Below are 12,497 nucleotides of genomic sequence, written 5' to 3' on the forward strand. Positions count from 1 at the left end.
GGGCGGTGGCTCAGCCCGCCAGGAGCTGCTTGACGACGGCGGCCACCCGGCCGCCCTCGGCCAGACCGGCCACCTTCGGGTTCACGATCTTCATGACGGCGCCCATGGCCCGCGGCCCCTCGGCACCGGCCGCCCTGGCCTCCTGCACGGCCTGGGAGACGATCTCGTTCAGCTCGTCGTCGGAGAGCTGCTTGGGCAGGTAGGCACCGAGCAGCTCGCCCTCCGCCTTCTCCCGCTCGGCCGACTCCAGGCGACCACCCTGCTCGAAGGCATCGGCGGCCTCGCGGCGCTTCTTGGCCTCCTTGGTGATCACCTTCAGCACCTCGTCGTCGGAGAGCTCGCGCTTCTCCTTGCCCGCGACCTCCTCCTTGGTGATCGCGGTGAGCGTCAGCCGGAGCGTCGAGGAGCGGAGCTCGTCGCGCTCCCGGATCGCGGCGTTGAGGTCTTCCTGCAACTTCGACTTGAGCGTGGTCATGCGTCCGATTGTCGCAGGTGTGGAACCCGGAACGCCCGCTGATTTAAAGGGCCGGTCGCGAGCGGCCACGGGGACCCGCGCGGCCGGGTCGGAAGGCACCGCTCGAAACCGGGCCGGGCGACCTTGGGGGCTACCGCCGGGCCGCGGTGAGGCCGGGCGGCCGTAGGGACGGCCGAGTTCGGCGGGCGGACGGGGTCTGACACGATGGTCGTATGCGCGCGCGATACGGAGTACCCCTGGGCATCACGGCGGTCGTGGCCGGCGGACTCCTCTACTCTGCGGGCTTCGAGGCCCGCTCCTTCCGTCTCCGTCGAGTGACGGTGCCCGTCCTCCCCGCCGGAATGCGCCCCCTGCGCATACTCCAGGTCTCCGACATCCACATGGTCGGCGGGCAGCGCAAGAAGCAGCGCTGGCTGCGCTCGCTGGCGGGGCTGCGGCCGGACTTCGTGATCAACACGGGCGACAACCTCTCCGACCCGGAGGCCGTCCCGGAGGTCCTGGACGCGCTGGGCCCGCTGATGGACTTCCCGGGCGCGTACGTCTTCGGCTCCAACGACTACTACGGGCCGACGCTGCGCAACCCCGCCCGCTACCTGCTGGAGAAGACCAGCGGCCGGCACGGCCTGAACGGCAACGCGCCCGCCGTGGGCGTGGTCCACAACCCGTGGGAGGACCTGCGCGACGGCTTCGACGGCGCGGGCTGGCTCAACCTGACCAACACGCGCGGCACGCTGAAGGTCGAGGGCGTCTCGATCGAGCTGACCGGCGTGGACGACCCGCACATCAAGCGGGACCGCTACACCCAGGTGGCCGGCGGCCCGTCGGCCTCCGCCGACTTCTCGATGGGCGTGGTGCACGCCCCGTATCTGCGGGTGCTCGACTCGTACACGGCGGACGGCTACCCGCTGATCCTGGCCGGCCACACCCACGGCGGCCAGCTGTGCATCCCCTTCTACGGCGCGCTGGTCACCAACTGCGACCTGGACACCGACCGGGTGAAGGGCCTGTCCGCGCACACTGCGGACGGCCGCAGGGCCTTCCTGCACGTCTCGGCGGGCTGCGGCACCAGCCGCTACACGCCGGTACGGTTCGCGTGCCCGCCGGAGGCGACGCTGCTGACGCTGGTGGGCAAGGAGTAATCACGGGGGCGGGGCGGGGCCACGGATCGCCGTCGGACGGCCGGTGTGGTCCCCCTGCACGGGGCCGGGCACCGGCCGTCACCCACACGCACCACCCGTATCGCCCGACATGTCGGTTCTGCCTAGCTTGAGGGCATGACCGCGCCTATACCCAGGGACATCCCCGACCTCCCCGCCATCCCGGGCATGGTCGCGCCCACGCTGCTGCCGTCCGGCTACGTCCCCGCCTCGGCGGTGATGAACCCCGTACACCGCCCGCTGACCGCCGTCTTCCGCCTGCTGGTCGCAGGCACGGCGGCCGCGGGCGTGACGATCTGCCTGCTCATCGGCAGTCCGGTCCGGGTCCTGAGCCAGTTCGCGATCCAGAGCAACATCCTGCTGGCCGTGGTCATGGCCCTGTCCGCGCGGCGGGCCTGGTCGGCACGGCGCCCCCTCCCAGCCCTTGTGACAGGAGCCACACTCCTCTACACAATCGTCACGGCCCTGGTCCACCACCTGCTCCTGACCGACGCGACGCCCACGTTCTCCCTGACGAACGCGCCGGGCGTCCACACGCTCGGGCAGACGGTGGCGAACCACATCCTGGTCACGATCACCCCGGCCGCGGCCGTACTGGACTGGCTGCTCCTGACCGTCCCCGGTCTCCTGCACCTGCGCCAGGCCGGCGCCTGGCTCCTCTACCCCCTGGCCTACCTGCTGTTCTTCCTCGGCCGCGGCGAACTGATCCCCTCCGGCACGCCGGGCCGCTACCTCTACCCGTTCCTCGACGTGGACCGCCACGGCTACAAGCACGCCCTCGCCAACGCGCTCCTCCTGGGCCTCTCCATCTACGCCCTGGCCATCGTCCTCGTGGCCCTCGACCACGTCCGCCCCGACCCGATGCGCCACCTCGGCAAAACCGGATTTCGTCTGAGGCCACCCGTGGGCTAAAGTAAACGACGTCGCCGCGACAAGCAGGACAAGCAGCGACATCGGGGTGTAGCGCAGCTTGGCAGCGCGCTTCGTTCGGGACGAAGAGGTCGTGGGTTCAAATCCCGCCACCCCGACAGCCGAAACAGCAGGTGAGGCACCTCCCAGATCTGGGAGGTGCCTCACCTGTTTCTGTTGTTTCCGTGTGCGTGTTCATGCTTCGTGGCCCTGGAACCATCCCCGGCGCAATGGCGTGCAGTCATGGGGAGCGCCGGGGATGCCGTGCCCCATCGGGACCGGCCCCGTACGGGCCGACACACGGATACGAGTACGGGACACATGGCTTCGATCCACGATGACGTAGCGGAGTTCGCGTTACTGCTGACGCGGCTCAAGGAACGCACCGACCGCAGCTACGCGGCACTGGCCCGCCGGGTGGGCGTGCACGCCTCCACCCTGCACCGCTACTGCTCCGCAGAAGCGGTCCCGCAGGACTTCGCCGGAGTCGAGCGGTTCGCCGTGCTCTGCGGCGCCTCCCCCGAAGAACGCATGGAGCTGCACCGCCGGTGGGTCATGGCCGACGCCGCGCGGCAAGGACCACGCCCGTCCCCTGCCCGGCCGGCACCGGCGCCCCGCACCAGCGCGAGCGCGGCGGCGTCGATCGTCTCCGCCGGCGGTGCCGCATCGGCCGTCTCCGCGCGCGGCACCGGCCCGGCCGTGGAGGCGCCCGGGCCGAACCCACCGCGGAGCCGGCACCCCGAGCCGAACCCAGCGGGCGGCCGGCGCCCCCGGCGACGACCCGTGCGGTCGGCGGCGCTGGCGGCCTCGCTGGTCGCCGTGCTCCTCGGCCTCGCCGCATCCGCCGCCGGACCCCCCTCCGCGCCGGCCCCGCTCACCTGGACCGTCAACTCGCACACGCCGGGACTCTTCGGTTGCGGCGAGTCCTACGTCGTCGCCAAGCCGCCGGGGCAGGTCCCGCCGCCCCCTTACACGGAGGACATCGCGGCGTGGGCCGCCTCCCAGCGGGCGGTGCACGGGGGCACCACCGGCGTGCGGATCACGTTGCAGGGACGCAGCTCCGCCGCCGTCGTCCTGGAGGCCCTGCACGTGCGCGTGACCAGCCGCGTCACCCCCGCCTCCGGCCGGGGCAGCGTCTACTCCCTGAGCGACGGCTGCGGCGCCGCCATCGTCCCCCGCTTCTTCTCCGTGGACCTCGACGCGCACCAGCCCCTGGCCCGTTCGAGGCCCGGCGACAACAACGGGGTGGGCAGGCCGATCCCGGCGATCGACTTCCCCTACCGGGTGTCCTTGCAGGAGCCCGAGGTCCTGGTGGTCTCCTCGCGCAACGAGTCCTGCACCTGCGACTGGTACCTCGACCTCGACTGGTCCTCCCAGGGCCGCACCGGCACGATCCGCATCGACGACCGCGGCCGCCCCTTCCGCAGCACCAGCACCATCGGAATGCGGGGCTACCGGTACGACCGCGTCTATCACCGTCCCGGCGGCTGGGTCCCGGTCCCCGCCGCCGACATGGCGGCGACCGGCGACTGACGAGGCGGCCGGCAACGTCTCACCGGCCGGCCAACTGCCTTACGGACAGGAGCGGATGACGTTCCAGGGCGGTGCCGTAAACCCGTTGCTCGCATGTCTGGGGAAGGCACTACAGTTCGACCCGCTGCGTCATGTTCACAGCAACCGCACATAGAGCGCGCCCGGCCTCCGGATGTCCGAGGCAGCGCGGCCGCGCCATTCCCGTGGGGGGAACCCAGCAGTGAGAACACGCTCTTTGGCGTCGGCGGCCGTGTCCGCCGCACTGGGCGCCGCGCTCCTCGCCGCGCCCACGTCGGCGTTCGCGGCCGACGGCGACACACCGGGCCAGGACCCGGCGGCCGCCGCGACCACGAGCCCGACGGCCGAGCCCACCTCGGCGGACACGCCCACCGGCACTCCGACCGACACCCCGTCCGACACCCCGTCCGACACTCCTTCGGACACCCCGACCCCGACCGACCCGCCCTCCGGCGAACCGACGCCCACCCCGAGCGACAGTGCGCCCGTCGACGGCGCCGTCGCCCCGGTGTTCGGCGCCATCGGCTCCGACCCCTCCGACACCGGCTTCCTGACGGTCGCCGTCTCCTCGGACTCGGCGATCACCGAGGTGTCCGCCGACCTGACCGAGCTGAACGGCGCGAACCCGTCGACCGTCGCGGTCACCGGCTTCACGCTCGTCTCCGGCACACCCCAGGACGGCGTCTGGCGCTCGCCGCGCATGTCGCAACTGCCTTCGCACGGACGCTACGACGTGTCGGTCGGCGCCCAGGACAGCGACGGCGACAGCACCTCCTCGGCGCACGCCACCACCGTGGACGTCGAGCCGAAGCCGGTCTTCGCCGACCGTGGCATCAGCCCCGACGTGCTGGACGTGGAGCACACGCACGTCAAGCTCAGCGGCCGCATCTCGCTCTTCGACCCGATCACCGGCGACACCTCGCCGCTGGCCGGCCAGCAGCTGAACGTGACGGCCGAGTACGGCTACAGAACCCTCACCGCCGCCGACGGCAGTTACGCGATCGACATAGCACCGAGGCTGAACGGCACGGACGCCACGTCCGTGCCGGTCTCCCTCTCCTTCTGGATCACCAACCCCGACGGCACGAGCACCTATGTGGTCGTCGACTCGAAGACCCTGCCGGTCGTGGTCAGCCCGAGCCGGATCCGGCTGGACCACTCCAGCGCGCAGATCAAGTTCGGCGCCAAGGCCTCCTCGTCCGGTGTCGTGGAGTACCTGTACGACGGCACCTGGCGCCCGGCCAAGGGCGTCGCGCTGGACATGGGCTACTACGCCACGGCGACCAGCGGTGCCGACGGGCGCTTCACGCTCACCGACCCGTACATGCCGTACGACGACGTCACGTTCACGGTCGAGACCAGCCGCGACAGCTACCTGGCCGACCGGTATCTGACGCCCTCGCAGGCGCAGTTCAAGGTCGACGTCATCAACAGGACCAACATCTGCTTCTGTTCGAGCTGGATCGACGAATACTCCAACCTGCACATCCAGGGCAGCATGAACGGCAGCAACGGCAAGGTGCCGCCGAACCGGAAGCTGTACCTCCAGCAGTCGGCCGACGGCAGGACCGGCTGGAAGACGCTCGGCTGGTTCAACACGAAGGCCGACGGCACCTTCAACCTCGACGGGTACGTGGCGGTGCCGAAGGGCTACTGGCGGCTGTACTCGGCGGGGTCGGCGGACTACCAGGCCGGCTACTCCAACTCCGTGCACTTCAACCGCACCGCCACCCGGATCACCGGCTTCAACGCGGGTCCCGAGCCGGTGCGCAAGGGCCACACCGTGACCGCCACCGGCACCTTGCAGCGGCTCAGCGGCACGAAGTGGGCGGCGTTCGCCAAGCAGCGCGTGTACATCGTCTTCCAGGCCAAGGGCAAGAAGTCCTGGACGACCCTGGGCACCGTCAAGACCGACTCCCACGGCCGCTTCACCGCCCGCTTCACCGCGAAGCAGGACGGCACCTGGGTCGCGGTCTACCTCGCGTCCGGCTCCTACGTGGACGCCGAGAGCTACCACGACTACGTCGACGTGCGCTGAGCAATCCCGGCTGACGAGAACCGAGAAGGGCGCCCCGGAAACCTCCGGGGCGCCCTTCGCCGTCGCCGGGCCCGGGCCCGGCCGTCGTCAGGACCAGGTGGAGGTCCGGTTGTCGTGGAGGCCCGCCCGGACGTTCGCGGCGGTGCCGCGGTTGCGGAAGAGGTACCGGAGGTACAGCGGGATGGCGACGAGCGCGAGCAGGACCACCATCACGCCGCTCAGCGCGCCGCGCTCTCCGCTTCGTCCGTCGCCGAGGGGTGTACGTATCTGCCCGGGTCGAACGGGGTGAACCAGGACCGGAAGGACATGGGGGCGGCCCCCAGAGCGGCCCCCGGGGCGGTTTCGTCGGTGCCGTGCAGGGTGCCGTCGTAGAGCCACTCGTGGTCCATGTCCTCGTAGACGTTGGCCGCGAACGAGTCGAGGGCGGCCGCGACGTCGTCGTCCAGGAGGCCGTGCAGTTCCAGGGTGGTGATCGTCTCGCTCAGGAGGAACCTCAGGGCGAGTTCCTCGGCGACGCAGCTGAGCCGCTGGAAGCTGCCGTCGGTGAAGCGGGTGGTCATGGCGATGACCGTCACCAGGAAGCGGCGGGCGAAGTTGGCGTCGTACCTGAGCGCATAGCGGTCGGGCAGGCGCTCCAGATGCCACAGGGGGCCCTCGCACTCGGCGACGGTGGCGTCCTCCTGGGTCAGGACCTGCATGTCCTGGAACAGCCCGTCCACCAGGATGTCGGTCGCGTGGACCAGGGCGCCGGCGGCGAGTCTGGCGCTCTCCGCGGAGACCGCGCGCTCCTGACGGTCAGGTTCCTCTCCGAGCCCGGTCCTGGGCCCGGTCCCGAGCACGGTCCTGGTCCTGGTACCGGGCCCGGTCCTGGTACCAGTGCCGGCCTCGTCTCCGGCACCGGACTCGTCTCCGCCCCCGGACTCGTCCTCGTCCGGCGCGCCGAACACCGCCGGGGAGAACGAGCGGAGTTCGCCGGCCAGGTCCATCATCCGGGCCCGGGCGGCCGTCGCCTTCGCCTCGGTGTCGGGGAGGCCTTCGGGGTCCTCCGCCGCGCGGTCCTCGATGTGGCGGGCCCGGCGGGCGGCCGGGTCGTCGGGCGGGGCGTCGGGGCCGTCGGCCGCGTCGAGGCTCTTCCTGGCCAGATCCTCGTGCAGCTCGACCTCGCACCGCTCGATCGTCCAGTCGACCAGCAGCTCGGTGCGCTCCAGCAGTTCGTCCACCAGCGCCTGCACCGACTCCTCGGCGAGCTCCAGGGCCGGGGCGTCCACGACGACCTTCAGCAGGGCGCCGCCGGGGTGGACGGCCACGATGCTGTCGAGCAGTTCGACCTCCACGCCGTCGGGTCCTTCGACGGACCTGACGGAGTCGAATCCCTCTTCGATGAGTGCCACGGCTCCGGCACGTTGCAGCGGGTCCATCTCCGGAGTCCCCTCCGGGATGCAGGTGTCCACGGTCACTACGTACGTCACGGGTCCGAGCCTGACAGGAAGGAACCATTCTGCGCGACGGGTTCGGCACCTCCGGAGCGCCGGAAACGGCTCCGAGGCCGTCCTCCACCAGGAAGACGGCCTCTGCGTGCAGCGGCCGGTGTCGGATCGTCCGGCACCGGTCCCTCCCCTCGTGGGGACCGGTGTCGAGCGGTGCCGCGAACGGCGTCGGCCCGTACCGTCGCGGCGGGTCGGCACGGCCCCGGAAGAGCCGGATCCGCGGTCAGGTGCGAGCCCGCCCCCTGGGGGCCGGCTCCGCGGGTCCTGCCGGACTCATGCGCCGCGGCCTCGGCCGCCGCCCCGTGGTCCCGGCCGAATCCGGCCGAGAACGTACGGTGTCATGAGGTGCCTCTCCGAACGCCGGGCTGGTCGACCGCCTGTGCGACAACCCGTCACCGCTCCGCTACGGCATGATCCTGCCAGCCAAGGCGCCCACAGAGGAGGTTCCGGGGCCGGAACCATGCCTTCTTCGCAGGTCAGCCGTATAAAGTGGGTTTTCCGGTCCGGACGTTCCGGTGCGGGGAAGTAAGGGGTGGCGACCTTGAGTTCCGACTCGGGGGCACGCACGGCCTTCGCGGAACGCCTCGCGCTGCTGTACCGGGAGGCCGGCAACCCGCCGCTGCGGAGCGTGTCCGACGCGGTCGTGCGGTTGCAGAGGTTCGACGAACGCGGCCGGCCCGTACGGGTGTCCGTGCAGCGGATCAGCGACTGGCGACGGGCCCGGAACGTACCGGCCCAGTTCACCGCCCTCGCCGCGGTGCTGCACATCCTGATCCCCGAGGCACGGCGCGCCCGGCCCACGCCGGTGTCCGCGGGCCTCTACGACCTGGTCCAGTGGCAGCGGCTGTGGGAGCGGGCGGTGGCCGACCCGGTCGGCGACCCACCGGCCGCGGCGGCCGAGCCGGGACAGCCGCCGACCGACGCCTCGGCCGTCCCCGCGGGGGTGTGCCCGTACCGCGGGCTCGCGCCCTACCGCCCCCAGGACACCCGGTGGTTCTTCGGCCGGGAACGCAGCACCGACTCCCTGGTCGCCCAACTCCGCGCGGCGGAGCGCTCGGGCGGTCTGGTCATGCTCGTGGGCGCCTCGGGAGCGGGCAAGTCCTCGCTGCTCAACGCCGGTCTGGTGCCCGCGCTGCGGGACCGCGCGCCCGGCGGCGCCGAGAGCGCCACGGACGGCCGGGCCCGGGAGGTGCTCCAGCTGGTGCCGGGCGCGGATCCGCTCGCGGAACTCATCCGGCGGATACCCGGGCTGCGCGAGATCGTCGCCGACGCCCGGAACGCGGCCACCCCCGAGCCCGGAGCACGGAACGCGGCCACCCCCGAGCCCGGCGCACGGAACGCGGCCACCCCCGAGCCCGGAACGCGGGACGCCGCCGCCCACGAGTCCGGCGCGCAGCGGTTCGCGGCCGCCGCGCGGGAGGCCGACACCCCGCGCTTCGCCCGTGCCGTACGGGAGGCCGTCACCGCGTGGGCGCACCGCGGGTCGGCCCCGGCCGCCCGCCCGGTCGTCATCGTGGACCAGTTCGAGGAAACCTTCACCCTCTGCTCCGACGAGACGGACCGGCGTATCTTCGTCCGGCTCCTGCACGCCGCGTGCACGCCCGCCGACCCCACCACGCCGGCCGGCCCCGGCGCACCGGACGGCGGCCCGGACGCCTCGCCCCCCGTGCTCGTGGTCCTCGGTATCCGCGCCGACTTCTACGAGCAGTGCCTCGGCTACCCCGAGCTGTCCGACGCGCTCCAGCACCGGCACATGGTGCTGGGTCCGCTGACCACCACGGAGCTGCGCGAGGCGGTGACCGGACCGGCCAGGGCGGTGGGGCTGGAACTGGAGCCGGGGCTCGCGGAACTGATCGTGCGGGAGGTGAGCGCCGACGGCCCCCGCGGGGCGCACGACGCGGGGGTGCTGCCGCTGCTGTCCCACGCGCTGCTCGCCACCTGGCAGCGGCGCAAGGCGGGCCGGCTGACGCTGGCCGGCTACCGCGCGGCGGGCGGGATCCAGGGGGCGGTGGCGGCCACCGCCGAGCAGGCCTGGTCCGATCTCGACCCGGCGGCCCGCACGGCCGCGCGACTGCTGCTGCTCAGGCTGGTCCGCCTCGGCGAGGACACCCAGGCGACCCGCAGACGTGGCACGCGGCGCCAGCTGGCGGAGGAGTCGACGGACCCCGGCAAGACGGAGGAGTCGCTGGAGGCGCTGGTGCGCGCCCGGCTGGTGACGCTCGACTCGGAGACCGTGGAGATCACCCACGAGGCGCTGCTGCACGCCTGGCCGCGGCTGCGCGACTGGATCGACGAGGACCGCAACGACCACCTGGTGCGCCAGCAGCTGGAGGAGGACGGCCGGTCCTGGGAGGGATCGGCCCGCGACCACTCCCTGCTCTACCGCGGCTCCCGGCTGGACCAGGCCCGCACCTGGGCGAAGACCGCCGGGGACACCTTCCTGACCCGCAGCGCGGTGGAGTTCCTGGCCGCCTCGGTACGGCTGCGCAGGCGCACCGTGTGGATCGGCCGGAGCGCGGTGTCGGCACTGATCGTGCTGGCTCTGCTGGCCGTCGGTTCGGCGGTGGTGGCCTGGCAGCAGCGCAACGACGCGGTGTTCGAGCAGGTGGTCGCCGAGGCCGACCGCGTCCAGTACACGGATCCGTCGCTGTCGGCCCAGCTCGACCTGGTGGCCCACCAGCTGCGGCCGGACGACGAGGGCGCGAACAACCGGCTGGTCTCGATCGTGAACGCGCCGCTGGCCACTCCGCTGCTCGGCCACACCGGCGCCGTCTATCTCACCTCGTTCAGCCCGGACGGGCGGCTGCTGGCCACCGCCAGCTACGACCGGACCGTACGGCTGTGGGACGTGTCGGACCCGACCCGCCCGAAGCCGCTCGGCAAGCCCCTGACCGGGCCCACGAGTTGGGTGAGCAGCGCGGTCTTCAGCCCGGACGGCCGCACCCTCGCCGCGGCCGGCGACGACGGCATGATCCGGTTGTGGGACCTGGCCGACCCCGCCCGGCCCAGGCCGCTCGGCGAGCCGGTACCCGGTCACGGCGGGACGATCTATCTGCTCGCGTTCGCTCCCGACGGCCGCACCCTGGCCGCCGCCTGCGAGGACCGCACCGTACGGCTGTGGAACACGGCCGATCCGGGCCGCCCGCGGGCGATCGGCGCGCTGCGGGGGGCGACGGCCGCGGTGCGCTCCGTGGCGTTCAGCCCCGACGGGCGCACGCTGGCGGCCGGGGGCGACGACGACACGGTCCGGCTGTGGAACACGGCCGACCCGCGGCGGCCCGTGCCCGTCGGCGCGGCCCTGACCGGCCACACCGGCACGGTGCACTCGCTGGCCTTCAGCCCCGACGGGCGCACGCTCGCCGACGGCAGCGCGGACGACACCGTACGGCTGTGGAACGTGACCGACCCAGCCGCCGCCGTCCCGCTCGGCGCGCCGCTGGCCGGCCACACCGGACCCGTCTGGTCGGTGGCCTTCAGCCCGGACGGGACCATGCTCGCCGCGGCCAGCGCGGACAGCACGGCGAGTCTGTGGAACGTCAGCGACCCGGCCTACCCCTCGCAGGTCGGCGAGCCCCTGGCGGGCAGCAGCGGCGAGATGTACGCGCTGGGCTTCAGTCCGGACGGCCGCACCCTCGCCACCGGCAGCGGCGACAGCAAGGTCCGGCTGTGGTCGATACCGACGTCCGACATGATCGGCCGGATCGGGGCGTTCCGGCCGGACGGCCGGGTGCTCGCCACGGCCGCGCGCGACCAGCGGGTCCGGCTGTGGAGCGTGGGCACGCCCGGTCGGCCGGTGCTGCTGGGCAAGCCGTTCACGCCCGCGGAGAGCGACGTGCGCTCCCTGGTGTTCTCCCCCGACGGCCGCACGCTGGCGGTGCTGACCGGAAGTCGGGCGGTGCAGCTGTGGAACGTCGCCGACCCGGCCCGGCCGGTGCCCTACGCGCCGCCGGTGGCGCTGCGGACGCGGTACGCGGGCCCCGACGCGCTGGCGTTCAGCCCCGACGGGCACACCCTCGCGACCGCCTACGACGACCGCACCGTCCGGTTGTGGGACGCCACCGATCCGGCCCGGCTGCGGCCGCTGGGCACCCCGCTGACCGGCCACCGCGGGTACGTGTACACCCTCGCGTTCAGCCCGGACGGGCGGACGCTGGCCAGCGGCGGGGCGGACGACACCGTACGGCTGTGGGACGTGACCGACCCGGCCGCCGCCGTCCCGCTCGGCGCGCCGCTCGCGGGGCATCTCGGCCCGGTCAACACACTCGCCTTCAGCCCGGACGGGCAGACGCTGGCCAGTGGCAGCGACGACGACACCGTGCGGCTGTGGGACATCACCGACCCCGGCCGGGCCAGACGGCTGGGTTCCCCGCTCACCGGTCACACCGAGGCGGTCGTGTCGCTGACGTTCAGCGCGGACGGCCGCACCCTGGCGAGCGGCGGCAACGACAACACCGTACGGCTCTGGAACATCGCCGACCCGTCCGACGCCACGCCCATCGGGCAGTCGCTGAGCCCCAACGCCAAGACGGGCAACTTCCTGTCGTTCGGTCCGGGCAGCCGGCTGCTCGGGGTGTCCAGCGGCGCCGACACCGTACGGCTGTGGAATCTGGACGCCGACGCGGCCATCCGGCACATCTGCTCGACCACGCGGGGGGTCCTGACCCCGGAGAAATGGCACGAATACCTGCCCCGGCTCTCCTACGACCCCCCGTGCGCCCCCTGACATCTCGGTGATCCCGATCACAGCACCTGAGGGGACGAGCCGTCGCCCTCCGCCGAAGGAGCAGCCTTGTTAGGCTTGGTCGTAGCCCGATCGCTGGTGCATCCCCCGTCGCCAGCGGTCGGGCGCTTGCGTGCCGGTGGCCCCGGCCCGCGCCTGC

8 protein-coding genes and 1 tRNA gene are annotated in these 12,497 nt (G+C 72.7%); 6 read left to right on the forward strand and 3 right to left on the reverse strand.

All coding sequences use genetic code 11. The features are described 5' to 3' along the window. Nucleotides 1-10: 10 nt before the first annotated feature. On the reverse strand, nucleotides 11-475 hold the full coding sequence (locus FNH09_RS12395; protein ID WP_152887117.1) for a GatB/YqeY domain-containing protein: 465 nt from the start codon (nucleotides 473-475) through the stop codon (nucleotides 11-13). Between the two features lie 212 nt (nucleotides 476-687). Here FNH09_RS12395 and FNH09_RS12400 point away from each other — a divergent pair, with 212 nt between their 5' ends. The 5 genes from FNH09_RS12400 (at nucleotide 688) to FNH09_RS12420 (ending at nucleotide 6,130) form a co-directional block, all read left to right on the forward strand. Continuing rightward, on the forward strand, nucleotides 688-1,614 hold the full coding sequence (locus FNH09_RS12400; RefSeq protein WP_152887119.1) for a metallophosphoesterase: 927 nt from the start codon (nucleotides 688-690) through the stop codon (nucleotides 1,612-1,614). A 135-nt stretch (nucleotides 1,615-1,749) separates the two neighbouring features. Beyond that, complete coding sequence (locus FNH09_RS12405) at nucleotides 1,750-2,544, forward strand: Pr6Pr family membrane protein (RefSeq protein WP_152887121.1); 795 nt, start codon at nucleotides 1,750-1,752, stop codon at nucleotides 2,542-2,544. Nucleotides 2,545-2,586: 42 nt separating this feature from the next. Further along, nucleotides 2,587-2,660: transfer RNA gene (locus FNH09_RS12410), tRNA-Pro, on the forward strand. Between the two features lie 202 nt (nucleotides 2,661-2,862). Continuing rightward, nucleotides 2,863-4,074: a helix-turn-helix domain-containing protein gene (locus FNH09_RS12415; RefSeq protein WP_152887123.1), complete on the forward strand. Its 1,212-nt coding sequence runs from the start codon at nucleotides 2,863-2,865 to the stop codon at nucleotides 4,072-4,074. A 250-nt stretch (nucleotides 4,075-4,324) separates the two neighbouring features. Continuing rightward, complete coding sequence (locus tag FNH09_RS12420) at nucleotides 4,325-6,130, forward strand: hypothetical protein (protein ID WP_162468467.1); 1,806 nt, start codon at nucleotides 4,325-4,327, stop codon at nucleotides 6,128-6,130. Nucleotides 6,131-6,217: 87 nt separating this feature from the next. Here the strand turns inward: FNH09_RS12420 and FNH09_RS49465 are convergent, their stop codons facing one another. Together FNH09_RS49465 and FNH09_RS12425 are read right to left on the reverse strand one after the other, a co-directional pair. Next, nucleotides 6,218-6,343: a hypothetical protein gene (locus FNH09_RS49465; RefSeq protein ID WP_274390220.1), complete on the reverse strand. Its 126-nt coding sequence runs from the start codon at nucleotides 6,341-6,343 to the stop codon at nucleotides 6,218-6,220. Nucleotides 6,344-6,348: 5 nt separating this feature from the next. Next, entirely contained in the window at nucleotides 6,349-7,599 is a 1,251-nt protein-coding gene (locus tag FNH09_RS12425; RefSeq protein ID WP_162468474.1) for a hypothetical protein, read from the reverse strand. Nucleotides 7,600-8,149: 550 nt separating this feature from the next. Between FNH09_RS12425 and FNH09_RS12430 the strand changes: the two genes are divergently transcribed. After that, the gene (locus FNH09_RS12430; protein ID WP_420802752.1) at nucleotides 8,150-12,340 is read left to right on the forward strand and encodes an nSTAND1 domain-containing NTPase; all 4,191 of its coding nucleotides are present in this window, start codon (nucleotides 8,150-8,152) and stop codon (nucleotides 12,338-12,340) included. Nucleotides 12,341-12,497 lie beyond the last annotated feature (157 nt).

It is taken from the genome of Streptomyces adustus (assembly GCF_009377175.1).
Lineage (GTDB): Bacteria > Actinomycetota > Actinomycetes > Streptomycetales > Streptomycetaceae > Streptomyces > Streptomyces adustus.